The organism is Streptomyces durmitorensis (assembly GCF_023498005.1).
In the GTDB taxonomy this organism is placed as follows: Bacteria; Actinomycetota; Actinomycetes; order Streptomycetales; family Streptomycetaceae; genus Streptomyces; species Streptomyces durmitorensis.
Genome location: NZ_CP097289.1, coordinates 5,632,839 through 5,657,414 on the forward strand (window position 1 = coordinate 5,632,839; position 24,576 = coordinate 5,657,414).

A 24,576-nucleotide genomic window follows, 5' to 3' on the forward strand; every position below is an offset into this window, starting at 1 on the left:
GAACGGCCGAGCAGCCGATGATCCTCTTGGAGTCCCGCTACTTGTCCAGTTCCTTGTCCAGAGTCCTCTTGTCGGTGAGGTGAAGCGCTGATGAGCACCACCCGGCCTTGTTCGCCGGGCGACCGCGGCCCGGAGTACCAGGCCGTCGTCGCGGACGCTCCCGTGGACCAGGTCGCTCCGGCGGCCACGGGTCGTCAGGGGCGCCAGGTCCGCAGGCTGAGCCTGAGCGGCGCGAGCGGCATCGTGCCGCTCGCCCGGGACTTCGCGCGTCAGTCGCTCCAGGCGTGGGGCTGGCTGCCCGCGGCGGGCGCCGACCAGCGGGCGGCGGCGGAGGACGTCCTCCTTGTCGTGTCCGAGCTGGTGACCAACGCGTGCCTGCACGCCGAGGGCCCCGACGAGCTCTGGCTCTCCTCCGACAGCAAGGTGCTGCGGATAGAGGTCTCCGACCGTGGCGCGGGCCAGCCCGCACCCCGCACCCCGCACCGCGCCGGCCGGCCCGGCGGGCACGGGATGTTCATCGTCCAGCGGCTCTGCCTGGACTGGGGAGTCGTCCGTACCCCGGGAGTCTCGGGCAAGACGGTGTGGGCAGAGCTGAGCGCGCCCGTGTAGGGCCCGCTCAGTTCCCCCTTGGGTTACCCACGGTTCGTATGCGCGCCGGATCACTGAGATCCGGCGCGTTCTTTGTCTTCCCTCGGCAAGGCCCCGGGCGTACCTTGAGCGCCCAATCTGATGTGCCGTCAGTAAATCCGCACCGCGGCACGCCACGACCGGCATGAGGGGAACTTGAGGTGTCTCACCAGAAACGCAGGGCCGCGCTCGCGCTCGCCACGGCTCTGGCCGGTGGCTCGGCGGTGCTGATGGCCGCCCCCGCCGCGCAGGCCGAGGTCCAGGACGTCAACTACCAGTGCAAGACGCCCATCGGGAACAAGGGCGCGGTCTCGCCGATCGATATCAAGAGCGTCAAGAGCGGCAGCGGCTACAAACTCACCATGTCCTTCCAGAAGGGCGTCTCCTCCAGCCCCGTGGAGCTGGGCAAGGGCGCGATGAAGCCGAGCGCGCTCATCAAGCTGGGCGGCGCGGAGAGCGGCACCGTGCCGGTCTCCGGGGCGCCCAACGACAAGGCGATCCCCGCCAACACCCCCATCAAGATCAGTGACCTGTCGGGGACGTACACGCCGAAGAAGAGCGGCAAGGTCACCTTCACCGCCGGTGTCCTGACGATCAAGGCGCTGGGCACGACGACGACGTGCACGCCGTCCAACAGCCCCAAGCCCTCGCTCTCGCTCGACGTGAAGGGCTCGGGCGGCGGCGGAACCACGGGAGGCTCCGGCGGATCGAGCGACGACACCGGCTCCGGCGACTCGGCCAGCGCCCCCTCCGGCGGCGACGAGCTCCCGCAGACCGGCCCCGCGGACTCCGCGATCGCACTCGGCACCCTCGGCGGCACGGTGCTGCTCGCGGGCGCGGCGGGCGCGCTCTGGCTGACCCGCAGGAACCAGGCGGCACGGTCGCGCTAGTCGCGGTGCGCGGCGTCGCAGGGACGCGGTGACCGCGCGCGTCCCTGCCCGACCGCCGCGTACGACGCGTACAAAGCGCACGGAACGTACGAAGACCCAGGAGCCGCCGATGCCGTCGCTGCTGTCCGTTGCACGTGCCCTCACCGTGGCCGTGGCCTTACTGGTGACGGGCGCGGCGCCGGCGACCTCGGCGTCCGCCGACGAATCGGGAGCGTGGTCCGTCGCGCCCTCCGCGGGAGGAGGGACACGGCCCGCGAAGGACGGGCGGCCCTACTTCTACGTGGAGGGCACGCCCGGCTCCGTCCTGGAGGACACGGTGACGGTCACCAATCCGGGGTCGAAGCCGCGCACGGTGGAGCTGAGCGGCGCGGACGCGGACAACACCCGGGGCGGCGCGTACTCCCTCAAGCGCAGCAAACCGAAGGACACCGGCTCCTGGATCACCTTCGCCGAGCGCAAGGTGAAGGTGCCGCCGCGCACCCGCGCCGAGGTGCCGTTCAGCGTGAGCGTCCCCGAGGGCGCCGTGCCGGGCGACCACCCCGGGGCGATCGTCGCGCGGGAGGGCGGCCGTGACGCGGGGGTCCGCGTGCATCTGCGGGTGAGCGGGCCCACGCTGTCCGCGCTGACGGTCGAGCGCGTCAAGGCCGAGGGCGAGCGCATCTCGTACGACGTCGTCAACCGCGGCAACACGGTCCTGACCCCCCGGCTCACGGTTCGCGCGCAGGGCGTCTTCGGCCCGCTGCTGGACCGGGGGCCCCGCACGCTTCCGGTGGAGCTGCTCCCCGGCCGCAGGGTCACCCTGACGGAACCGTGGACCGACGCCCCCGCCCTTGACTCCGTCGAGGTCACCCTCACGGTGAAGGCATCGGGCGGAGCCCACGACGAGGCGACCGCATCGGCCCGCTTCGTGCCGTGGGGAGCGGTGGCGGGGGTGGCGGCCGGGGTGCTGGGGCTCGCGGTGGCGGGGGTGTGGTTCGTGCGCAGACGCAGGGGCTCCGGGGATCCACCACGGGACGAGCCTGAACAGGGCGGTACGGAGCTGGAGTTGGCGGGAGCGGGCACGGGAAGGGGCGAGCAACTGTGAACGGCACCCGACGAGGCGTGATGACATCGATGGCTGCGGCCGCCGTGCTGGCGGTACTCGCGTTCCTGCTGCTCCCCGCAGGTCGAGCCGCGGCCGCGGAGAAGCCGACCGTCACCCTCTCCAAGGCCGAGGCGGGCAAGGGAGGCGACATCACCGTCAAGGGCAAGGGCTGGCGGCCGAACGCCCTCCTGATGATGCTCGTCTGCGGCCAGTCCACCCCGGCCAGGGGCGTACCCGGCGGCACGAACTCCTGCGCCAACGACACCGGCCGCGCCGTCACCACGGACGCCAAGGGCGCCTTCAGCAAGAAGCTCCCCGTGGCGGAGCCGCCCAAGGCCTGCCCCTGCGTGGTCCACGTGGCCACGGTCACGGGGGACAAGGCCCAGGCGGACGCCTCCTTCAAGGTCGCGGGCCACCCCGTGGAGCCCCTGCCCAAGCAGCAGGGCGGCGGAAGGCTCTCCGTCCTCACCGACACCGAGCTCGAAGGTTCGAGCGGCGTACTGACCTGGTTCGGCGCCCCGCCGTCCCGCAAGTTCGTCTTCACCGTGGGCAACGTCGGCTCGGCCCCCGTCAAGGACCCCGTCTTCCAAGTGGGCACCTCCCACGGCGTGTTCGCCCCGCAGTTCGAGGAACAGCAGTGGCGCGGCACCATCGCCCCCGGCAAGAAGGCCCAGATCAAGCTCCCGGTCGAGCTCTCGGCCGGAGCGCACGGCAACTACCTCGTCTCCCTGAAGTTCGGCGGCAAGGTGCTCGCCGAGCAGCCCTGGGGCGTCGGCCGCCCCTGGGGCGTCACCGTCTTCTGGGTCCTGCTCTGCGTCGTCGTGCCGGCCGCCGTCTTCCGCATCGGCATGGCGGTGGTGGACAAGCTCCGCCCGAACCGCCGCCGAGGGGGACGCGGCTCCCGCCCCGCGGGACGCCACCGTACCGGCAGGATCGCCGAACTCACCGACCGGCTACCGAAGTTGAGGCTGCCCCAGGGGGCGGTCGCGGCGGACGAAGCGGCCCGTACGCCACGTACGCCACGTACGAAACCGCCTCGTGGGTCCGGCAAGTCCGGCAAGTCCACCCAAGATGCCGCCACGAACACGGGCACCCTCCCGTGGTTCACCCCTGACACAGACCCCGGCGCAGGGACCCCACCCGCCGGACAGCTCTCCGCACCGCCAGAGAACAGCCCGACGACGAAGGGAAACACGTGATCAGCACACGACGGAGAGCGGGCGCGGCCTCGGTCTCGCTCCTGCTGGGCGGGGCGGGCATCCTGCTGGGCGCGGGCCCCGCGCAGGCGGCCGATGTGGCGTACAAGACGGAGTGCATACCGCCGTCGATCTCGGGGCTTCCGCCCGTGCAGGGCACCACGAAGGTGGAGATCACCGCGCCGGCCACCGCGAAGGTGGGCGACGAGGTCGAGGTCGTATGGAAGACGACGGAGGCCGCGTCCAAGAACCCGGACGTGCTCGACCTGGACAAGGACACGGTGAAGCCGAGCGGCACCATCAAGCTGGGCGGCGGTCAGACCGGCGACCTGGCGATGGCCGGTGAGCGGGTCAATCCGCCCATCAAGAAGAACAGCCCCATGATCCTGTCCGACATGAAGGGCAAGCTGAAGCTGACCAAGGCGGGCGAGGTCACGCTCACCCCGGGCGCGTACAACATCAACGTCAGCAAGCCGGTCTCGACCGACACCAAGTGCACGCCGAAGGAAGAGGTCAAGGCGGGCGCGACCATCAAGGTGACGGAGGGCGGCGGCAGTTCGGGCGGCAGTTCGTCGGGTGGCAGCACCTCGTCGGGTGGCAGCACCTCGGGTGGTTCTACGTCGGGTGGCTCCACGTCCGGCGGCGGTGGCGACGACGGCGGCAAGACCGACTTCCCCGGCAAGGAGGTCCAGACCCCCTACAAGTGCAAGACGCCCATCGGTGACAAGGACGCCACGTCCCCCGTCCAGATCGACGCCAAGAAGGACGGCGGGAACTACGCCCTCACGGTGCAGTTCAAGAAGTCGGTCATGGACAGCCCGGCCGACATCCCCGCGGACTCCGTGAAACCGTCGATGGCGGTCAAGCTGGGCGGCGCGGACAAGGGCACGGTGGCGGTGGAGGGTCCCACCAACAAGGAGCCCATCAAATCGGGCGACCCGATGACGATCCCCGACCTGAAGGGCACCTACAAGCCTGGCGCCGACGGCAAGTCGACGCTCTCGCCGGGCGTCCTGACGGTCAAGGCACTGGGTACGACGACGACCTGCACCCCGTCCAAGGCCGAGGTGTCCCTGGAGATCGATACGGCTGCTCAGCCTGGTGGCGCCGCCGGTGGTTCCGGCGACGGTTCTGCGGGCGGATCCGCAACCGGCGGTGGCTCCGCCGCGGGCGGTGGTGGCGACCTCGCCGAGACCGGCGCCGACGACAACGGTGCCTTGCGGGCCCTCGGCCTTGTCGCCGGAACGGTGATCCTGCTGGGCGGCGCGGTCTTCACGTTCCTCCCGAGGCGGAGGAACGGCCTGCGCTGAAAGCGCCCCGAAGGGGCGCGGGGAACTGCGCGACCAGCCGTCGACGGCCTGTAGAGGCGTACGGTCCGGACCACGCAGACGCGTCTGCCTCCGGCGGTCTGCCGGCGGGTGCGGGCTCGATGTGCTTGCTCGCGCAGTTCCCCGCGCCCCTGACGGGGCGTCCCCTGGACGCCCCGTCAAGCGTGCTGCCGCAGCCACCGCAGGACCGCCTGGGCGAAGCCCGGATTCCTCAAGAGCTCGCCCCCGTGCGCCGTGCCCTGCTCGATGCGCACGGTGGCGTCCCGCAGGCCCGCCACCGTCTGCGCGTGCGCGAGGTCCGTGGAGTGGGCGACCGGCACGAAGTCCGCCGCCGAGTGCGTGAGGAACAGGGGCGCGTCGTCCTTGCCGGAGGCGTGCGACTTGGCCACCAGGTCGACCCACTTCTTCCAGCACCGCCCGGCGGCCCGGTCCGGCACGCACCCCGCGAGCAGCTCCGCCGTCCCCCGCAGCTTGCGCTGCGGGGAAGAGGCGGCGGGCATCCCGCCGTCCTTCCAGGCGCGGTAGGGCGACGCGACAGGGGAGAGGGCCACCACGCCGCGCACCCGCTTGCGTCCGGCGCCGTACGCTCCCGCGCTGACCGCGAGATGCCCGCCCGCGGACGAGCCGAGCACCAGGGGCGCGGAGCCCCCGCGCCGCTTCACCCACCGCAGGGCCGCGAGCACGTCGTCGCGCTGCGCGGGCCAGGCGGCGTCGGTGGCGAGGCGGTAGTCGGTGTCGTACACGGTGAACCCGCGTGCCGCGAACCACCGCGCACGGGCGCTCCAGTCGGTGTCCCGCACCCAGGAGCCGCCGTGCAGGATCATCAGGGCGGGGCGCGCGGACCGGTCGCCGTACACGGTGATGTTCTGCCGCGCGTGCCCCCCGTACGAGAAGGTCTTGCCCGGCGACGGCTCGGGCGCGGCCTCGACGGCGGCACTGGACGACAGCAACGCCACACACAGGGCGAGGACCGGCAATGTACGACGCATGGCCAGATGCTCCACCGGCGGGCCCCGCCACCGGCACAGAAACGTTCCGCGTCACCACCACGGGTTAGCGAACGATCCTCTGTTCGCGCGAGGCGAGCCCGTGTGGACGAACGGAAAGGGCCGCCGCACCGGTGAGGGTGCGGCGGCCCTTTCGTACGTCTACCGGCCCGCGGGGGGCGCTGCGGACGTCAGTTGACGGAACCCATCAGTTCCTTGACCTTCTTGCGGTTCATCCAGATGCCGAAGCCCGCGATGACCGCGATGACCGCCTCGACGGCGACCGCACCCGAGTTGTTCAGGTCGATCCCGAGCTGCGGGGAGGTCAGCAGGCCGGTGACGGAGTCGCCCGCGGTGACCGCGAGGAACCAGACACCCATCATCTGGGCGGTGTACTTCGCCGGGGCCATCTTCGTGGTGACCGAGAGGCCGACCGGGGAGAGGCAGAGCTCGCCGACGGTCTGGATGAAGTAGATCGCCACCAGCCACATCGGGCTGACCTTGCCGCCGTTGTTGGCGGTGTCGATCAGCGGGATGAGGAAGACGAGGAAGGAGATGCCGATCAGCGTGAGGCTGGAGGCGAACTTGACCGCCGTGCTCGGCTCCTTGCCCCGCTTGTTCAGCCACAGCCAGGCCGACGCGACCACGGGGGCGAGCGCCATGATGAAGATCGGGTTCAGCGACTGGTACCAGGAGGTCGGGAAGTCGAACCCGAGCAGGTTGTTCGTCGTCGAGTGCTCGCCGAAGATCGACAGGGTTGAGCCGTTCTGGTCGTAGATCATCCAGAAGACGGCGGCGACGATGAAGAACCAGACGTAGCCCGAGAGCTTGGACTGCTCCAGGGTCGTCAGCTCCTTGTCGCGCTTCATGCGGACCAGGACGGTGACCGGGATGACCAGACCGGCGATGGTGAGGGGCATCAGGGCCCAGTCGGCGAAGTTGCCGGTCACACCGAGGAACGTGTAGAGCGCGACCGCGACGATCAGCCAGATCAGGCCGTTGCGCAGGGCGGACGCACGCTGCTGCGGCGTCGCGGGCTGCGAGACGACACTGCTCTCGGCGCTGAGGTGGCGCGAGCCGAGCATGAACTGACCGAGGCCGAGCGCCATGCCGATCGCGGCGAGCGCGAAGCCGAAGTGCCAGTTGACGTTCTCGCCCACGGTGCCGATGGTCAGCGGGGCGAGGAAGGCACCCACGTTGATGCCGATGTAGAACAGCGTGAAGCCACCGTCACGGCGCGGGTCCTCCGGGCCGTCGTAGAGGTGGCCGACCATCGCGGAGATGTTGGCCTTCAGGAGGCCGGAGCCGAGCGCGACGAGGCCGAGACCCGCGAAGAACGTGGCCGAGCTCGGCAGGGCGAGCGTGATGTGGCCGAGGATGACGACGATGGCGCCGATGGCGACCGTCTTGCGCGGTCCCCAGAACCGGTCGGCCATCCAGCCGCCGGGCATGGCGAGCAGGTAGACCATCGACATGTAGACGGAGTAGATCGCCGTCGCCGTCGTGGCGCTCATGTTCATGCCGCCGGGGGCGATGAGATAGAGCGGGAGCAGTGCTTTCATGCCGTAGAAGCTGTAGCGCTCCCACATCTCGGTCATGAAGAGTGTGGCCAGTCCGCGGGGGTGGCCGAAGAAGGTCTTCTCAGAGCCAGGGGTACCGGCGGAGTCCTTCGTCAGGCTGGACGCCATGGGTCGATCCTCGTGGGTTCGGGACGCGCGGCAGGAGCGTGTGCGCGCCCGGTGGGGGGCGGTCGGCACCGGGGTCGTCCCGTCCACACCCCCACGCCCGGGGGGAGTTTCGCGCTCCGTGTCGAGGAGGGCGCTGGTACGGCGACTCCGGGATCCACGCCCTGGCGCATCCTCACGCTCAGGGCCCGACCACAGGTCATTCCTTTCAAGGCTGGCAGAAGCCGGCCCGCACATAAAAGAGACCTAAGGCCGCACAGTGGGCCAAAGGTCCTTGCATAGTGCATCAGGCGTTGGGTCACCATACGCCACGACAGTGCGGCATATGGAAGGACTTGAGAGATGGATCACAGGTTGCGGTGGAACCAGCGGCCCACTTTTAAAGGTGATCCTCAGGATCGCACCCCATAGCCGCAGGCTTCGACCATCAGCTGGCGATCACCCCACGGCGGTCGTCCGGCGCGGACTACCATCACCCCATGACCCGTGTACTGCTCGCCGAGGACGACGCGTCCATCTCGGAGCCGCTGGCCCGTGCCCTGCGCAGGGAGGGCTACGAGGTAGAAGTGCGTGAGGACGGCCCGACCGCCCTCGACGCCGGGCTGCAGGGCAGCGTCGACCTCGTCGTACTCGACCTGGGGCTGCCCGGCATGGACGGCCTGGAGGTGGCCCGCCGCCTCCGTGCCGAGGGGCACACGGCGCCGATCCTGATCCTGACCGCCCGCGCCGACGAGGTGGACACGGTCGTCGGCCTGGACGCGGGAGCCGACGACTACGTCACCAAGCCCTTCCGCCTCGCCGAACTGCTCGCCCGGGTCCGGGCGCTGCTCCGGCGCGGCGCGGCCGAGCCGCAGCAGGCACCGGCCACGCACGGCGTGCGCATCGACGTCGAGTCGCACCGCGCCTGGATGGGCGAGGAGGAGCTCCAGCTCACGGCCAAGGAGTTCGACCTGCTCCGGGTCCTGGTCCGCGACGCGGGGCGGGTCGTCACCCGCGACCAGCTGATGCGGGAGGTCTGGGACACCACGTGGTGGTCGTCCACCAAGACCCTGGACATGCACATCTCCTGGCTGCGCAAGAAGCTGGGCGACGATGCGGCGAACCCCCGGTACATCGCCACGGTGCGGGGCGTCGGCTTCCGCTTCGAGAAAAGCTGAGGAGCGCCCCTTTAGGGGCGCGAGGAACTGCGCGAGCAACCCACGAAGAGCCGCACCCGCCAGGAACCCGTCGCAGGCAGACGCGTCTGCGGGTCGGTGGGGGCCGGCCGCGCAGTTCCCCGCGCCCCTGAGGGGCGGCTTCGATCGGCGACACTGAGTAGATGCGCCGCCGATTGATCAACAGCACCCTCGCCGTAGTCCTCGTGGTCATCGCGGTCTTCGGGGTGAGCCTCGTCATCGTCGAGACGAGGACCATCAGCAGCAGCGCCCAGGAGCGCGTCACCTCCGAGGCGCTCCGCCTGGCCAGCATCGTCGACAGCCGGCTCATCAGCGACGAGAAGATCAACTCCGAGATCCTGCGCGACGTGGCCGCGGTCGACACCGACCGCTACGCCCTCATCGAGATCCCGGGCCGCCCCGCCATCGAGATCGGCAGCCGCCCCACCGGTGACGTCATCCGCGACACGGCCAAGGGCGAGGAGGGCGAGAAGGTCACCGTCGAGGAGCCGCGCACCGCGGTGACCCAGGAGGTCGGCCGCACCCTGCTGATCATCGGCGCCGTGGCCCTGCTCGCGATCGTCGCCGCCGTGCTCCTCGCCGTACGCCAGGCCAACCGCCTGGCCTCGCCGCTCACCGACCTCGCGGAGACCGCCGAGCGCCTCGGCTCGGGCGACCCGAGGCCCCGCCACAAGCGCTACGGGGTGCCGGAGCTGGACCGTGTCGCTGACGTCCTGGACGGCAGCGCCGAGCGGATCGCCCGGATGCTGACCGCCGAGCGCCGGCTGGCCGCCGATGCCTCGCACCAGCTGCGTACGCCCCTGACGGCCCTCTCCATGCGCCTTGAGGAGATCACCGTCACCGAGGACCTGGACACGGTGAAGGAGGAGGCCACGATCGCGCTCGCGCAGGTCGAGCGGCTCACCGACGTCGTGCAGCGGCTGCTCACGAACTCGCGCGACCCGCGCACCGGCTCCGCGGTCTCCTTCGACCTGGACGAGGTCATCAAGCAGCAGCTGGAGGAGTGGCGCCCCGCCTACCGCAGCGCGGGCCGCGCCATCGTCAGCTCGGGCAAGCGGCATCTGCGGGCCGTGGGCACGCCGGGCGCGGTCGCGCAGGTCCTCGCGGCGCTCATCGAGAACTCGCTCATGCACGGCGGCGGCACCGTGGCCCTGCGGACCCGCGTGACGGGAACCCAGACGGTCGTCGAGGTCACGGACGACGGTCCCGGCGTCCCCGCCGATCTCGGCGCGCGGATCTTCGAGCGGACCATCAGCGGCCGCAACTCGACCGGCATCGGCCTCGCGGTCGCCAGGGATCTGGCCGAGGCCGACGGCGGCCGCCTGGAGATGCTGCAGACGAAGCCGCCGGTGTTCGGGCTCTTCCTGTCGCGTACGCCGCCGCAGAAGCGGGCCCAGGAGCCCGAGGACACGTTGCGCTAGGCCGCCGGGGCCCGGTCGGCAGGGCTAGCGGGTGGCCCGCCCGGCGGGGCGCTTCTCGTCCGCTTTCACGGCCTTGGTCCCGTCCTCCAGGAACGATTCCGCACGGGCGACGGCCTCCCGCGCGGGCAGCGTCTTGAAGACCCAGGTGCGGTAGGACCAGAAGCGGAAGCAGGTCGCGATGCCGATGCCCACGAACTTGAAGATGTTGCGCTGGAGCGGGCTGTCCCAGTCGAAGCCGTAGATCGCCGCGTACAGGACGCCGTTCTCGATCACCAGGCCGACCGCGCTGAACATCAGGAACAGCGTGAGCTCCTTGGTGCGGGAGCTCTTGTCACGGTCCTTGTACGTGAAGTAACGGAAACCCACGTAATTGAAGGCGATGGCCACGACCGTGGCGATCACGTTCGCGCGCACGGCCTGGAGGTCCGTCGTGTGCCACAGCAGGTTGGACACGCCGAAATTGACCAGGGTGCCCAGCGCCCCCACGGCTCCGAACTTGGCCACTTCGCGCGCGAGCTGCTCCATTCGCACCCGTAGTGCGCCACGTTCCGTCATGGTGGTCGCCCCAACCCCCGTCGTCGATTCGTTCGGTCTCTTCGCCTCGTCGACGTATTGGTGATTCGGTCGCGTCAACCCAGCCATGCTAACCAGCGACCCCCACCGGTCGCGCGTGGACGCCTCCACACTGTGGCGGCTCTGTGACGACGGAGCCCGTGCGGTGCACGGAAACCGGCCGTTCCCGCTTGGCTGATACAGGCCGATACCCTGGGGGTGTGACGTTCCCGGTAGTCGGCATGGTCGGCGGCGGTCAGCTCGCCCGCATGACCCACGAGGCGGGTATCCCCCTCGGCCTGAAATTCAAGCTCCTCAGTGACACCCCTCAGGATTCCGCGGCGCAGGTCGTCGGCGATGTCGTCATCGGCGACTATCGCGACCTCGACACGCTGCGTGAGTTCGCGAGGGGCTGCGACGTGATCACTTTTGATCACGAACACGTACCCACCGAGCATCTACGGGCCCTGGAGGCGGACGGCATCCCCGTGCGTCCGGGGCCCGACGCGCTGGTGCACGCCCAGGACAAGGGCGTGATGCGCGAGAAGCTCACGGAGATCGGTGTGCCCTGTCCACGCCACCGGATCGTGCGCGATCCGGCCGATGTGGCGGCCTTCGCGGCCGAGGGCTCTGCGGATCCGCAGGATGACGGCTTCCCCGTGATCCTCAAGACGGTGCGTGGCGGCTATGACGGAAAGGGGGTGTGGTTCGTACGTTCCGTCGAGGACGCCGAAGACCCCTTCCGGGCCGGTGTCCCCGTCCTGGCCGAGGAGAAGGTCGACTTCGTACGCGAGCTCGCGGCGAACGTCGTGCGCTCGCCGCACGGCCAGGCGGTGGCCTACCCCGTCGTCGAGTCGCAGCAGGTCGACGGCGTCTGCGACACGGTGATCGCGCCGGCCCCCGGCCTCTCGGAGGACCTCGCGGGCCAGGCGCAGGAGCTGGCGCTCCGCATCGCCAAGGAGCTCGGGGTGGTCGGCCACCTGGCGGTCGAGCTCTTCGAGACGCCCGACGGCCGCATCCTGGTGAACGAGCTGGCGATGCGTCCGCACAACTCCGGCCACTGGACGCAGGACGGGGCGATCACGTCCCAGTTCGCCAACCACGTGCGCGCGGTGCTCGACCTCCCGCTCGGCGACCCGCGCCCGCGGGCGAAGTGGACGGTCATGGCCAATGTCCTGGGCGGCGACTACCCGGACATGTACCAGGCGTACCTGCACTGCATGGCGCGCGACCCGCAGTTGAAGATCCACATGTATGGCAAGGACGTGAAGCCGGGACGCAAGGTCGGCCACGTCAACACCTACGGCGACGACCTGGACGACGTGCTCGAGCGCGCGCGTCACGCGGCCGGCTATCTCAGAGGAACGATTACAGAATGACCGCACCTGTAGGACCTGTAGTCGGCATCGTCATGGGCTCGGACTCCGACTGGCCCGTCATGGAGGCCGCGGCGAAGGCCCTCGACGAGTTCGAGATCCCCTACGAGGTCGACGTCGTCTCGGCGCACCGCATGCCGCGCGAGATGGTCGCGTACGGCGAGGAAGCGGCGGACCGCGGCCTCAAGGCGATCATCGCGGGGGCCGGCGGCGCCGCGCACCTGCCGGGCATGCTGGCGTCGGTGACCCCGCTGCCGGTGATCGGCGTGCCCGTCCCGCTCAAATACCTGGACGGCATGGACTCCCTCCTGTCCATCGTGCAGATGCCCGCGGGCGTGCCGGTGGCGACGGTCTCGGTGGGCGGCGCGCGCAACGCCGGTCTGCTGGCGGCGCGCATCCTGGCCACGCACGACGCCGAACTCCTCGGCCGTATGCGGGAGTTCCAGCAGGAGCTGAACGAGCAGGCCACGGAGAAGGGCAAGCGGCTCCGCGCCAAGGTCGAAGGCGCGGGTTCCGGTTTCGGCTTCGGTTCGGGAAAGTGAGCGGCATGACGTCCCCGGACCGTGCCTCTCTGGACGACGCACGCGCCCTGCTCGCCGACTTCCCGGTGGTCGACGGCCACAACGACCTGCCCTGGGCGCTGCGCGAGAAGGCGGGGTACGAACTCGACCGCCTCGACATCGCCGCCGACCAGAAGGGCCACCTCCACACGGACATCGCGCGCCTGCGGGCGGGCGGGGTCGGTGCGCAGTTCTGGTCGGTGTACGTCCGCACGGACCTGGCGGGCGACGCGGCGGTGAGCGCGACGCTCGAACAGATCGACTGCGTCGACCAGTTGCTCACGCGCTACCCCGCGGACCTGCGGCGCGCGCTGACGGCCGCGGACATGGAGGCGGCGCGCGGTGAGGGCCGCATCGCGTCCCTGATGGGCGCCGAGGGCGGCCACTCCATCAACAACTCCCTCGCCACGCTGCGGGCGTTGTACGCGCTCGGCGTCCGCTACATGACGCTGACGCACAACGACAACATCGCGTGGGCGGACTCGGCGACGGACGAGCCCGGGGTCGGCGGCCTCTCCGCGTTCGGCCACGAGGTCGTACGCGAGATGAACCGCAGCGGCATGCTCGTGGACCTCTCCCACGTGGCGGCGACGACGATGCGGGCGGCCCTGGACACCTCGGTGGCGCCGGTGATCTTCTCGCACTCCTCGGCGCGCGCGGTCTGCGACCACCCGCGCAACATCCCGGACGACGTCCTGGAGCGCCTGCCCGCGAACGGCGGCGTCGCGATGGTGACCTTCGTGCCGAAGTTCGTGCTCCAGGCGGCGGTCGACTGGACGGCCGCGGCCGACGAGAACATGCGGGCGCACGGCCTCCACCACCTGGACACGAAGCCGGAGGCGATGAAGGTCCACGCAGCCTTCGAGCAGGCGAACCCGCGGCCCGTCGCCACGGCCGCGACGGTCGCCGACCACCTCGACCACATGCGCGAGGTCGCCGGCATCGACCACATCGGCATCGGCGGCGACTACGACGGCACGGCGTTCACACCGGACGGCCTGGACGACGTGGCGGGCTACCCGAACCTGATCGCGGAGCTCCTGACCCGCGGCTGGGCGAAGGAGGACCTGGCCAAGCTGACGTGGCGCAACGCGGTCCGCGTACTGGGTGCGGCGGAGGACGTGGCACGTGACGTGCGGTCCCGGCGCGGTCCTTCGAACGCGACGCTTGAGCAACTGGACGGCTGAGTACGCCACTTGAGGCGAAGGGCGGGGGCGGCCGATCGGCCGCCCCCGCCCTTCGCCTGTTTCCTGTCGTCAGTCCACCAGCTCCCGCGCGAACCGCAGCGAGTGGGCGAACACGTCCTCCACGTCGGCATCGGGCAGGCCGTGCCAGCCGTGGTCGGCGCCCGGCACCGTACGCAGCTCGACGCGTGCGGCCCCGGCGTCCCGCAGCCCGGCGGCGAGCGCCTCGCTGTGCGTGGCCGGGACCATCGTGTCCCGCTCGCCGTGGACCAGGAGGAAGGGCGGGGCGGCGCGGTGGACCCGCGTGACGGGGCTCGCGGCGCGGGCCCGCTCGGGCACGGTGGCGGGGGCGGCGCCGAGCAGCAGGGCCTCCGGGGTCGTGGCGCTGTGCGGGTCGAACGGGCCGCGGGGGACGGTCAGGTCGCTCGGGGCGTACCAGATCACGGCGCCGGCGGCCGGGACCGCGGGGTCCAGCGCGAGGAGCGAGGCCAGGTGCCCGCCCGCGGACTCGCCCCACACCACGGTCCTGGCGGGGTCGACGCCGAGCTCCGGCGAGCGCAGCTCCAGCCAGCGCAGGGCGGCGCGCAGGTCGTCAAGGGGGGCGGGGAAGCGGGCCTCGCCGCTGAGCCGGTAGTCGGCGCAGGCCACCGCGAAGCCCGCTGCCGCGATGCGTGCCAGGGGGCCCGGATCCCAGTGCCGGGTCGCCATCCCCATGTCGTCACGGCGCCCTCGCCGCCAGGCGCCGCCGTGCACGAACAGGACCAGGGGGAGGGGCCCGTCCACGGTGTCCGGCAGCCAGAGGTCGAGCTCCAGCGGGCGTCCGCCCTCGACCTCGCCGTACGGGACACCGCGCAGCAGCCGCAGGTCCGGTGCCGGGCGCGCCGCGGGCGGCAGGGGCGCCACGTCCGGGTGGGGCGCGGCGATCAGGGCCCGCAAGGCCGGGTCCGCGGAGCTCACCGGGTGCGCCACTGGTGCTCGGGCAGGAAGCGCACGTCGTACTGCTCGGGGACGGTCGCGAACTTGTCGGGCGTGGGCACGACCGGCTCGCGCGGCAGGCCGAGCCCTTCGGCGGGCGCCCCGAGGGTCTCGAAGAACCGCTCGAAGGTGCCGCCCGGCCCGGCGGCGACGCCGACGACCTGGCTGTGGTGGCGCTCCATGCGGTAGGCGTGCGGGCAGTTCTTCGGTACGAAGCCGAAGTCGCCGGGGGTGAGGAGCTTCTCCTGCTGCTCGCCCTCCAGGTCCTCGACGAAGAGGCGGACGGCGCCCTGGGTGACGTAGAAGACCTCGTAGGTGTCCGGGTGCAGGTGGGCCGGGATGACGTTGCCCTTGGGGCCCTCGACGGTGAAGAAGTTGAAGGCGTTCTCGGTCTGCTCGCCGCCCGCGTAGATGGTGATCAGGTCGCCGAACAGATGGGCGCGGTCGCCCTCGCCCTTCTCGATGACGTAGGGCTTGCCCGGTTCGGCGGGGATGCGTGAGGAGCGCCGGTGGCGGGTCGCGTACTCGATCGTCATGGGCTCTCCCGGGGATGGCTGAGGAAAGGAACGGGGAATGTCAGGCAGCCTGACATAAAGAGTCCGCGCCGGGCAAGCCATCGCCCGTGAACAGGCCCGCGACCCCATAGGCTCGGCGGATGCACGTCACCGGCCGCAACCTCCCGCAACTCCTCGGCGACGCCCGGCGCTGGTTCGAGGACGCGCTCCTCGCGGCTCTGGAGGCGGCGGGGGAGGTCCATGTGTCCCCGACCCAGGCGGGTCTCTTCGCCGTCCTGGACGAGCAGGGCACGACGGTCTCCGAGCTGGCGCGCCGGATGGGCGTCACCCGGCAGACCGCCCACCAGGCGGTGCACGGCCTGGTCGCCGCGGGCCTGCTCGAACAGGTCCCCGACCCGTCATCCGGGCGGCAGCGGCTGATCCGCCGCACCGAGGAGGGTGCGCGCACACACCGCAGGGCGGAACGGGTCCTGCGCCGCGTCGAGCAGGAACTCGCCGACCGGATCGGCGAGCAGACGGTGCACGCGCTGCGGGCGGCGCTTGAACTCCCGTGGGGCAGCCCTCCGGTGCTAGCCCCGCCCAAGCAGAACTGAGCCTCCGGAAGGCCCCCGGAGGCCGACTTCGGCTACCCGGTGGCTTGGATGGTTGCCGGGGCCGCCCGGTTGTCCTGAGGTTGGCGGTTGCGGGCCGGGTGTAAAGGGCGCTCCTGCGTCGCGTCGGCTGCGCCGATTCCGCTTCGCTCCACCCTTGACACCCGTCCCTCCACCGCGCGAAGCGATATGACCGGGCGGCCACGGGGTGGGACTCTCGACCACTCCCGTCAAATCAGGGGGTCTCGCTGCCGGGTGCGGCCCGGCTCATTGCGCGTGACCCTCACGCGGAGAATCGGCGGGCGCCCGGTCCGCGTCCGCTTCGGGGAGGGGTGCCGGTCTCGTCAGGCGACAGCAGACCGGATCTTCCGGGGTGGTCGGCAGGGGGTGGGGCGGGCGGGGCCTGCTGAAGGGTGCGGGTTTCGTCACGGGCCTGCCGACCGGACGCGGGCCGGGGTGTGCAGGTCACGGCTGGCGCAGGTCGGTCGGCCTCGAGGGGTGGGGGGTCCGGCACCTAATTCCGAGAAGGCGCGTTGCGCAACACGCGCGCCCCCCTTCTGCCAGAACGCAACTTTGCGAAAGTAGGTGCGCCACACCATCCGCTTCGCCTTGAAGACCCCATGCACCGAGGTATCGGTGGCGAGTGGCGAGGGCGTCACGCACGGTTTCGCGGGGAGCCGACCCCGAAGGCGGCCAGAGCACGCCCCGCGCGAGCGGATTGCAGAACATTCCCACCCAACGTGCCTCCAACACACGTGCTGGCGTGGCACTTTCCTGCAATCCGTTCCCCGCCCCACCTACGGAACCCCCATCGCGGCGCCCGCCAGCCGCCTGCCCCGCCCGCCCTTGCCACCCCGTGACGGCCACGCCAGAAGAACCAGCCGACGGCCGCTTGATGAGACCGGTACCCACCCCCGGAGCGATCGCGGACCGGGTACCCGCCCGTCCCCCTGACGGCCACGCCGGAAGATCCGGCCGACGGCCGCTTGGCGAGACCGGCACCCATTCCCGAAGTGGTCGCGGACCGGGCGCCAGCCCTTCTCGGCGTGGCGGCCACGTCGGAAGATCCGGCCGATAGCCGCTTGACGAGACCGGCCCCCTCCACCGGAGCGATCGCGGACCGGGCGCCCGCCCGTCCCTCGTGGGGGTCACCCGCAATGGGCCGGGCCGCACCCGGCAGTGAAAGGGTGATGGCCTGACGGGAGTGGTCGAGAGTCCCACCCCGTGGCCGCCCGGTCATATCGCTTCGCGCGGTGGAGGGACGGGTGTCAAGGGTGGAGCGAAGCGGAATCGGCGCAGCCGACGCGCAGCGCAGCGGAGCGCCCTTTACACCCGGCCCGGAACCGCCAACCTCAGGACAACCGGGCGGCCCCGGCGCCATTTCCAGCACCGGCCCAGCGAAGCCCAGCGTCTCAGCCGGAGTACCGCGCGCGGGGCGCCGGACTGGAGCGCCGCTGGGCCGCCGGGGCGAAGCCCCGCACCGGGTGCCTTGCTGGCCCCTGGGTAACCCAAGTGCCCTGCCGGGTACGTCAAGCCGCCCCCGCCCCAGGGCAGGGGGCGAGGGCGGCGACGTACCGGTGAGAGCGCAGGCGCTAGGGAAGGTTCCTTGCCATCACGATCCGCTGGACCTGGTTCGTGCCTTCGTAAATCTGCGTGCTTTACAGGTCGTACGGCGCTGACCTGCACGGACACTACTTCTGGAGGGGACCTCCCCAGCATTTCCCCATGATCGTCAACGATCGCCCGAGGCAGGGGTCGCGCTGGTGGCACCCCCACCGGCAGCACCTCAGACGAGCACGTTCCGGGGCAGGTTACGCAGTTTCCTGTTCCGGCAACCGTGATCGCTTGACCCGCGCACCTCACCCTCGGGAGCATCGAGCCGCACGGGGGTAATGGCAGCACGCGAGAGGGGAACCAGGACCATGAAGGTCACCAAGCTGGTCAGCACGTGCGACATCAAGGACTGCCCGACGATCTACGCGACGGATCGCGGCACCTTCCTGGTGCAGGGTGAGACTCCGGCCGATCACGGGCTACAGATTCCCGCTCACGAAACCCTCGTCGAGATCCCGAAGGAACTGATCCAGAAGGCCATCCGTGACAACCTCATCTAGGACCCTTGGCGACCTCTTCGACGCATTCGAGCATGAGGCGTTCCGACTGGAAACTCTGGACGACTACAGCAAGTCCGGGAACGTCGACGCCTATCACGCCTTTCTGGGCAGAGAGCCGCAACCGGGCGACTATAACGCGGGCTGGGTAAAGGAACTCCGCTCCCACACCCAGAAGGGAAAGAGGGTTTACCGGGTGCACGTTCTGTCCCGCCCGCTCACGGACTATCTTAGGTTTGAACTCGGGTGGGGCTACCAGAAGAACATGACCGGGGGAGAGGAGTTCTTCATTCTTGACGTCACCGACAAGCCCAACCCCCTGGAGAATGCTCCTGACTTCTGGTTCTTCGATTCCGATTCCGTAGCTGTGATGAACTACGACGGAGACGGGCAGTACTTGGGTTCTGAAGTGCTGCCACCGGAGCGAACGGCGGAATTCACGCGGTATCGTGATGCGGCACTCGCGCACGCGGAGCCGTTCACCGAATGGTGGGCCAAGTACGGGGTGTGAACAGAGCGCAGCTTGGAGCCGCGCTGCGGGCTCTGCGAGTGGCATCCGGCAAGGAAGCCAAAGCGGTTGCCCGTAGCGCCCTCATGTCGCCATCCAAGCTGTCCAAGATCGAAAATGCGAAGCTCTCAGCCAACGCAACGGACGTAGAGCGTATTCTGTCCGCCATCGGTGTCTCGGATGAGGTCAAGGCGGAGTACGCCGAGGCTGCCCGAGCGTCGGCGACGGAGGCGACGGCGTGGCGCCTCCTCAAGTGAATCGGAGTCCATAAAGGCCAACAGGCCGCCAAGGCTCTGGAAGCCCAGATGTCGATGCTGCGGCTGTTCCAACCGGCTCTGGTCCCCGGGCTGCTCCAGACGCCGGAGTACATCCGGGCCGTTCTGCAACGTCACAATCTGAGTGAGGACGTCCTCACGCGGACGATCAGTGGACGACTCGAACGCCAAGCGGTCCTCTACGACAACACGAAGGTACTGCGATTCGTCATCACGGAATCTATCCTCCGGTGGCGGATCGTCCCGCCACAGATGATGGCCGCACAACTCGACCGCATCGTTTCCATTTCACGCCTCTCCCATGTAGATGTCCGAGTGGTTCCCCTACGTATTCAGCAGCACGACATCGCGAATCACGCTTTCGTCATCCGAGATGACCGGATGGTCACGATAGAAACGGTTCATGCAGAGATCGTCGTCACGGACCCCAAGGATGTCGAACTCTACGTTGATAAGTTTGCTGGGTTTGAGCGAGTGGCGCTGTCTGGAAGTGAAATGCGGCAGCTAGTCGAGGGCATCCGCGACGACTTTTTGCGGGAACAGGAAACGGGCTAGAGACTCCTCGTCGGGAGGGCGAGTATGTACTCATGCCGACCGAACCGAGGAACCCAGAAGAGAAGGCCCCGCAGGGTTGGCGGATGGACCCAATTCCAAGCCATCATGCCTACCGGGATGATGATGGGAACATTCGCGTCCCTATGTGGCTGGCGAAGAACGGTCGGCATATGGCAGACACGGAAATGATTCTGCTCCCGTCTGAGGCCGCCTTACTGGCCGACAACCTGGCCAACGCGATGCGCGACAACGCCCGGTCGATGCTGCACGAGCTCTTTCGGGAGAGCGCGACGGCTCTCGGCCCCGGCGTCGTGTACGTGTCGAAGCCGGATCAGTACCGGCTCTGAGTCTGCCCCCCCCAGCACTGATCTCACAGGAAGGCACACCCATGCCCGGAACCGACCTGTACAGCCTGCCCATCGACGGCGCCACGTTCCTCAAGGCGTGCGGGGGCAACACACACCCCGACGGCGAGTCCTGCGCCACGCTGGCGAAGATCGGCCCCAACGCGTGGGCGTTGGGCGACAGCAAGCGGCCCGGTGCGGAGCCGTTGCGCTTCACCACCGAGGAACTGAACGCGGCCGGTATCGACCCGGCCCGCTTCGGCCTGTCTGCCTGACGGCCATTCCTGGCGCCCCCGGCCCTGGCTCACCCCCGAGAGACAGGGCCGGTCGGGCGCTCCTCTTCTTCCTGCACTGAACGGGACGACAGTTGCACCACCACGGCTACCTGTGGACCGGCTCCAAGCAACAGTTCGATGATGAGGCGCTGCGACGGCCCCCGCACCCTGATCCTCCTCCGGCCGATAAGCCGGAGCTGATCCAGCGGTACAGGGAAGTGAAGGCGGAGTTCCCGACCGTGGACCTGCCACCGCTGGAAACGGCCCGCTGGCTGATCAAGCCCAGGAAGTTGATACGCGGCACCTGGGAGGAGCCGAAGGAAGCGGCGGAATGGCTCGGGCAACAACTGACGGAGTACGCCCCCCGATTTGCCTCCGAGTCCGACCGCGACAGCACACGGCTGGCACTACTGGTCTACTCCGCTGCTGATCGGCTGAGCTGGGGTGGAGACGTGTCCCACGGCTTCTACCTGGAGAGGCCCGCATTTCTGTCCGTAGCTCTGGTGACGTGCTCCCCGAACCGTGCCGCACCGGACCTTGCCTGCCCGACTGCTGTCCACACCTGATGAGGGGAGCACACCACGATGCCCCGTTCGATCCTGCGGTATACGAAGCACCGGATCACTCAGCAATCGGACACAGAGGTGACGTTCGAGGCGAAATGCCTGACGTGCGGCTGGGAGGTTAAGCCTGCTTCGGACGGCGAGACCGTCGATGTGGAGTGCATGAGCCACACCGGCCGGACCCAGCACAACCGGTTCCGACGCCTGTGCACATCGGTCGCCTTGGTCGAACGCGCCGAATAGGACCGAAGCAACGAAAGAGCCCCGGCCCATTTCTGGCCGGGGCTCTTTCGTTGGTTAGAGGAGTGCTCGGAAGGGGTTGGAGTCGGCGAGCGGTTCCGGGCGCTTCGGTTCGGGCGCGGGCTCCGGGTCCGAGGTCCGAGGTCCGAGGGAAGAATGGTGGTTGTCACGTTTCCCTCTCAGCAAACAAAAAAAGCCCCCGTTTGCCTCGGGGGCGTCGCTTCTTGCCGTCCATCGTTCTGGTCGTCGAGCCATTTTTCCAAGTCAATCGGTCGGCAGTGGAGGGACTGCCCCACCTTCCTAAACGGGATCTGCTCACCCTTCCAATTGCCGTACACCCATGACCGGGGCTTGTTCAGGTAGTCGGCTACATCTTCAACCACTACATCTTCGAAGGGGCCGAGCAGCGCGGCCGGGCCGCCATCGCAACGATGTTGACGCCCGGCGCTGACGACCCCACAGAAGCGTCAGAGGTCGCCTGATCCGTGCACGACAGCAGCCCCCGGCATCATGCCGGGGGCTGCGGTGTTTGTGCAGGTCAGTGGCCGTTCTCAACCCGGCATCCACCCAGGATTCCCCCAGTATGACGCCCAAGAACGGTCCTGATCGGGCCGCAACGGTCAGAAGGTCAAAGATGCCAGATGCCCCATCAAGCCTTCGGAACACCCTCTGACCTGCAAAAACCCTGCTAAGGCAGGTTCCTCGCCATGACGATGCGCTGCACTTGATTCGTGCCTTCATAAATCTGCGTGATCTTCGCGTCGCGCATCATCCGCTCGACGGGGTAGTCACGCGTGTAGCCGTAGCCGCCGAGCAGCTGGACGGCGTCCGTGGTGACCTCCATCGCGACGTCCGATGCGAAGCACTTGGCGGCGGCGCCCTGGAAGGTGAGGTCCGCGTCGCCGCGCTCCGACTTGGCCGCGGCGGCGTACGTCAGTTGACGCGCGGCCTCGATCTTCATCGCCATGTCCGCGAGCATGAACTGCACGCCCTGGAAGTCGCCGATCGGCTTCCCGAACTGCTTGCGCTCCTGGACGTACCCCTTGGCGTAGTCGAGCGCGCCCTGTGCGATGCCGAGCGCCTGGGCCGCGATCGTGATGCGGGTGTGGTCCAGGGTCTTCATCGCCGTGGCGAAGCCCGTGCCCTCCTCGCCGATCATGCGGTCGGCGGGGATGCGGACGTTGTCGAAGTAGACCTCGCGGGTCGGCGAGCCCTTGATGCCGAGCTTGCGCTCGGGGGCGCCGAAGGAGACGCCCTCGTCCGACTTCTCGACGACGAAGGCGGAGATGCCCTTCGAGCGCTTGGTCGGGTCGGTCACGGCCATCACCGTGTAGTACTCGGAGACGCCCGCGTTCGTGATCCAGCGCTTCACGCCGTTGAGGACCCAGGAGTCCCCGTCACGGACGGCCTTCGTCTTCATGCCCGCCGCGTCGGAACCCGCGTCCGGCTCGGAGAGGCAGTACGAGAACATGCCCTCGCCCTTGGCGAGCGGCGTCATGTACTTCTTCTTCAGCTCCTCGGACCCGGAGAGGATCACGGGGAGCGAGCCCAGCTTGTTCACGGCGGGGATGAGCGAGGACGAGGCGCAGACGCGCGCCACCTCCTCGATCACGATGACCGTGGCGAGCGCGTCGGCGCCGGTGCCTCCGAAGCTCTCCGGTACGTGCACGGCGTGCAGGTCGGAGGCGACGAGGGCGTCGAGCGCCTCCTGCGGGAAGCGGGCCTCCTCGTCCACCGCCGCGGCGAAGGGCGCGATCTTCGCCTCGGAGAGCGAACGGATCGCGTCGCGGAGCATGTCGTGCTCCTCGGACGGGCGGTACAGGTCGAAATCAGCCGATCCGGCCAAGGTCTCTCACGCTCCAAGGATGCTAATTACCGTTAAGTAACCCAAATTTTAGAGGGCGGCTCACGCGAGGGATACGTGAGCTTGCCGACAGCGGGCATGGGGCGGGGTGGCGATGGCGGAAACGTGCCCGCTCAGGGCCCCGACTATGCTCGGGCACCGCACTGACGCCGTAGACCCCTGGAGCACCGCATGGCCCTCAAGATCACCGTGATCGGCACCGGCTATCTCGGCGCTACGCACGCAGCGGCCATGGCCGAGCTCGGCTTCGAGGTGCTCGGGCTCGACGTCGTGCCCGAGAAGATCGAGATGCTGCAGCGGGGCGAGGTCCCGATGTACGAGCCCGGCCTGGAGGAGCTGCTGCGCAAGCACGTCGCCGGGATCGAGGGCTCCAGCGGGCGGCTGCGTTTCACCATGGACTTCGCGGAGGTCGCGGCCTTCGGCGACGTGCACTTCGTCTGCGTGAACACCCCGCAGAAGCACGGTGAGTACGCCTGTGACATGAGCTACGTCGACAGCGCCTTCGCGCAGCTCGCCCCGCACCTGACGAAGCCCGCGCTCGTCGTCGGCAAGTCGACCGTGCCGGTCGGCTCGGCGGACCGGCTCGCGCGTGAGCTCGCCGCCGCGGCGCCCGTGGGTGCCGAGGCCGAGCTGGCCTGGAACCCGGAGTTCCTCCGCGAGGGCTTCGCGGTGAAGGACACGCTGCACCCGGACCGCATCGTCGTCGGCGTCCGCAGCGCGCACGCCGAGAAGCTGCTCCGCGAGGTGTACGCGGGTCCGGTGGGCGAGGGCTCGCCCTTCGTCGTGACGGACTTCCCGACCTCCGAGCTCGTGAAGACCGCGGCCAACTCCTTCCTCGCCACGAAGATCTCGTTCATCAACGCCATGGCCGAGGTGTGCGAGGCCGCGGGCGGTGACGTCGTGAAACTGGCGGAGGCGCTCGGCTACGACGACCGGATCGGCAAGAAGTTCCTGCGGGCCGGGATCGGCTTCGGGGGCGGCTGTCTGCCCAAGGACATCCGGGCGTTCATGGCGCGGGCCGGGGAGCTGGGCGCGGACCAGGCGCTGACCTTCCTGCGGGAGATCGACTCGATCAACATGCGGCGGCGCGGGCAGATGGTGGAGATGGCGCGCGAGGCGCTCGGCGGCGGGTCCTTCCTGGGCAAGCGGGTCGCGGTCCTCGGCGCCACGTTCAAGCCGGACTCGGACGACGTCCGTGACTCGCCCGCGCTGAACGTCGCCGGGCAGATCCACCTCCAGGGCGGTCAGGTCACGGTGTACGACCCCAAGGGCATGGCGAACGCGGGGCGGCTGTTCCCGACTCTGGCGTACGCGGAGAGTGCCGTGGACGCGGTCCGGGGCGCGGACGCGGTGCTGCACCTGACGGAGTGGCGCGAGTTCCGTGAGCTGGACCCGGAGGCGCTGGGCGAGGTGGCCTCGGAGCGGCTCATCCTGGACGGGCGCAACGCGCTGGATCCGGCGGTGTGGCGGGCGGCCGGGTGGACCTACCGGGCGATGGGGCGGCCTTCGGCCTGAGGCCTTGCGCTTGGCCTGAGGCCTGAGGCCTGGTGCTTGGCCTGACCTGTGTTCGCGCGCGTGTCGGGTGCGGGTGCGTGGGTGCCGGGTGCGGTGCGGGTCTGTCTTGTGGGCGGGGCCGTGCCGGTATGTCCGTCCTCGCTATCGTCCGGTGGCCGTGGGGTTGCTTCGGTGCTGGAGTG

24 protein-coding genes and 1 pseudogene are annotated in these 24,576 nt (G+C 69.5%); 19 read left to right on the top strand and 6 right to left on the bottom strand.

The genetic code is table 11. The features are described 5' to 3' along the window. The first annotated feature begins 90 nt into the window (after positions 1–90). From M4V62_RS25285 to M4V62_RS25305, 5 genes are all read left to right on the top strand, one after another. Complete coding sequence (locus M4V62_RS25285) at positions 91–609, top strand: ATP-binding protein (protein ID WP_249589513.1); 519 nt, start codon at positions 91–93, stop codon at positions 607–609. A gap of 179 nt (positions 610–788) precedes the next feature. Next, the gene (locus M4V62_RS25290) at positions 789–1,517 is read left to right on the top strand and encodes an LPXTG cell wall anchor domain-containing protein (RefSeq protein WP_249589514.1); all 729 of its coding nucleotides are present in this window, start codon (positions 789–791) and stop codon (positions 1,515–1,517) included. Positions 1,518–1,626: 109 nt separating this feature from the next. Continuing rightward, entirely contained in the window at positions 1,627–2,601 is a 975-nt protein-coding gene (locus M4V62_RS25295; protein ID WP_344646430.1) for a WxL protein peptidoglycan domain-containing protein, read from the top strand. 20 nt (positions 2,602–2,621) lie between these two features. Then, positions 2,622–3,800 (top strand): hypothetical protein, encoded by a 1,179-nt coding sequence (locus M4V62_RS25300; RefSeq protein WP_249589515.1) that lies wholly within the window; start codon positions 2,622–2,624, stop codon positions 3,798–3,800. Then, complete coding sequence (locus tag M4V62_RS25305; protein WP_249592985.1) at positions 3,800–5,107, top strand: hypothetical protein; 1,308 nt, start codon at positions 3,800–3,802, stop codon at positions 5,105–5,107. The genes M4V62_RS25300 and M4V62_RS25305 overlap by 1 nt, the downstream gene beginning before the upstream one ends. A 176-nt stretch (positions 5,108–5,283) precedes the next feature. Here the strand turns inward: M4V62_RS25305 and M4V62_RS25310 are convergent, their stop codons facing one another. Together M4V62_RS25310 and M4V62_RS25315 are read right to left on the bottom strand one after the other, a co-directional pair. Next, positions 5,284–6,114: an alpha/beta hydrolase gene (locus M4V62_RS25310; protein ID WP_249589516.1), complete on the bottom strand. Its 831-nt coding sequence runs from the start codon at positions 6,112–6,114 to the stop codon at positions 5,284–5,286. A gap of 188 nt (positions 6,115–6,302) precedes the next feature. Then, positions 6,303–7,799 (bottom strand): peptide MFS transporter, encoded by a 1,497-nt coding sequence (locus M4V62_RS25315; protein ID WP_249589517.1) that lies wholly within the window; start codon positions 7,797–7,799, stop codon positions 6,303–6,305. A gap of 476 nt (positions 7,800–8,275) precedes the next feature. Here M4V62_RS25315 and M4V62_RS25320 point away from each other — a divergent pair, with 476 nt between their 5' ends. After that, positions 8,276–8,953 (top strand): response regulator transcription factor, encoded by a 678-nt coding sequence (locus M4V62_RS25320; RefSeq protein ID WP_190083462.1) that lies wholly within the window; start codon positions 8,276–8,278, stop codon positions 8,951–8,953. Positions 8,954–9,114: 161 nt separating this feature from the next. Beyond that, a complete protein-coding gene (locus M4V62_RS25325; RefSeq protein ID WP_249589518.1) occupies positions 9,115–10,392 on the top strand; it encodes an ATP-binding protein in 1,278 nt (425 codons plus the stop codon). A gap of 24 nt (positions 10,393–10,416) precedes the next feature. On the opposite strand, the gene M4V62_RS25330 is transcribed toward M4V62_RS25325, so the two are convergent. Next, positions 10,417–10,947, bottom strand: coding sequence for a GtrA family protein (locus M4V62_RS25330; protein ID WP_249589519.1), 531 nt, complete (start codon positions 10,945–10,947; stop codon positions 10,417–10,419). Between the two features lie 158 nt (positions 10,948–11,105). On the opposite strand from M4V62_RS25330, the gene M4V62_RS25335 reads away from it, so the two are divergent. From M4V62_RS25335 to M4V62_RS25345, 3 genes are read left to right on the top strand one after another with little or no spacing between them, the layout of a single operon-like run. Then, on the top strand, positions 11,106–12,323 hold the full coding sequence (locus tag M4V62_RS25335) for a 5-(carboxyamino)imidazole ribonucleotide synthase (protein ID WP_283779168.1): 1,218 nt from the start codon (positions 11,106–11,108) through the stop codon (positions 12,321–12,323). Further along, positions 12,320–12,862 carry a 5-(carboxyamino)imidazole ribonucleotide mutase gene (gene purE, locus M4V62_RS25340; protein WP_249589520.1) on the top strand — a complete coding sequence of 181 codons (543 nt, stop codon included), beginning with the start codon at positions 12,320–12,322 and terminating at the stop codon, positions 12,860–12,862. Before M4V62_RS25335 ends, purE begins: the two co-directional genes overlap by 4 nt. 5 nt (positions 12,863–12,867) lie before the next feature. Then, complete coding sequence (locus tag M4V62_RS25345) at positions 12,868–14,067, top strand: dipeptidase (RefSeq protein ID WP_249589521.1); 1,200 nt, start codon at positions 12,868–12,870, stop codon at positions 14,065–14,067. Between the two features lie 69 nt (positions 14,068–14,136). Here the strand turns inward: M4V62_RS25345 and M4V62_RS25350 are convergent, their stop codons facing one another. Beyond that, a complete protein-coding gene (locus M4V62_RS25350; RefSeq protein WP_249589522.1) occupies positions 14,137–15,021 on the bottom strand; it encodes an alpha/beta hydrolase in 885 nt (294 codons plus the stop codon). After that, complete coding sequence (locus tag M4V62_RS25355) at positions 15,018–15,575, bottom strand: quercetin 2,3-dioxygenase (RefSeq protein ID WP_249589523.1); 558 nt, start codon at positions 15,573–15,575, stop codon at positions 15,018–15,020. The genes M4V62_RS25350 and M4V62_RS25355 overlap by 4 nt, the downstream gene beginning before the upstream one ends. 119 nt (positions 15,576–15,694) lie before the next feature. Between M4V62_RS25355 and M4V62_RS25360 the strand changes: the two genes are divergently transcribed. The 8 genes and pseudogenes from M4V62_RS25360 (at position 15,695) to M4V62_RS44080 (ending at position 21,018) form a co-directional block, all read left to right on the top strand. Continuing rightward, complete coding sequence (locus tag M4V62_RS25360) at positions 15,695–16,147, top strand: MarR family winged helix-turn-helix transcriptional regulator (protein WP_249589524.1); 453 nt, start codon at positions 15,695–15,697, stop codon at positions 16,145–16,147. A gap of 1,919 nt (positions 16,148–18,066) precedes the next feature. Continuing rightward, on the top strand, positions 18,067–18,258 hold the full coding sequence (locus tag M4V62_RS25365; RefSeq protein WP_249589525.1) for a hypothetical protein: 192 nt from the start codon (positions 18,067–18,069) through the stop codon (positions 18,256–18,258). After that, entirely contained in the window at positions 18,242–18,766 is a 525-nt protein-coding gene (locus M4V62_RS25370) for a DUF6879 family protein (protein WP_249589526.1), read from the top strand. Before M4V62_RS25365 ends, M4V62_RS25370 begins: the two co-directional genes overlap by 17 nt. After that, positions 18,763–19,593, top strand: a pseudogene (locus M4V62_RS25375) (helix-turn-helix domain-containing protein). The gene M4V62_RS25370 and the pseudogene M4V62_RS25375 overlap by 4 nt, the downstream one beginning before the upstream one ends. A 170-nt stretch (positions 19,594–19,763) precedes the next feature. Beyond that, the gene (locus M4V62_RS25380) at positions 19,764–19,940 is read left to right on the top strand and encodes a hypothetical protein (RefSeq protein ID WP_249589527.1); all 177 of its coding nucleotides are present in this window, start codon (positions 19,764–19,766) and stop codon (positions 19,938–19,940) included. A gap of 41 nt (positions 19,941–19,981) precedes the next feature. Further along, a complete protein-coding gene (locus M4V62_RS25385; RefSeq protein ID WP_249589528.1) occupies positions 19,982–20,212 on the top strand; it encodes a DUF397 domain-containing protein in 231 nt (76 codons plus the stop codon). 92 nt (positions 20,213–20,304) lie between these two features. Continuing rightward, positions 20,305–20,778 (top strand): hypothetical protein, encoded by a 474-nt coding sequence (locus M4V62_RS25390; protein WP_249589529.1) that lies wholly within the window; start codon positions 20,305–20,307, stop codon positions 20,776–20,778. An 18-nt stretch (positions 20,779–20,796) separates the two neighbouring features. Continuing rightward, positions 20,797–21,018: a DUF7848 domain-containing protein gene (locus tag M4V62_RS44080; protein ID WP_486388582.1), complete on the top strand. Its 222-nt coding sequence runs from the start codon at positions 20,797–20,799 to the stop codon at positions 21,016–21,018. 685 nt (positions 21,019–21,703) lie between these two features. Here the strand turns inward: M4V62_RS44080 and M4V62_RS25395 are convergent. Next, positions 21,704–22,861, bottom strand: coding sequence for an acyl-CoA dehydrogenase (locus M4V62_RS25395; RefSeq protein WP_249589530.1), 1,158 nt, complete (start codon positions 22,859–22,861; stop codon positions 21,704–21,706). A 189-nt stretch (positions 22,862–23,050) separates the two neighbouring features. On the opposite strand from M4V62_RS25395, the gene M4V62_RS25400 reads away from it, so the two are divergent. Next, positions 23,051–24,394: a UDP-glucose dehydrogenase family protein gene (locus tag M4V62_RS25400; RefSeq protein WP_249589531.1), complete on the top strand. Its 1,344-nt coding sequence runs from the start codon at positions 23,051–23,053 to the stop codon at positions 24,392–24,394. Positions 24,395–24,576: the final 182 nt, after the last annotated feature.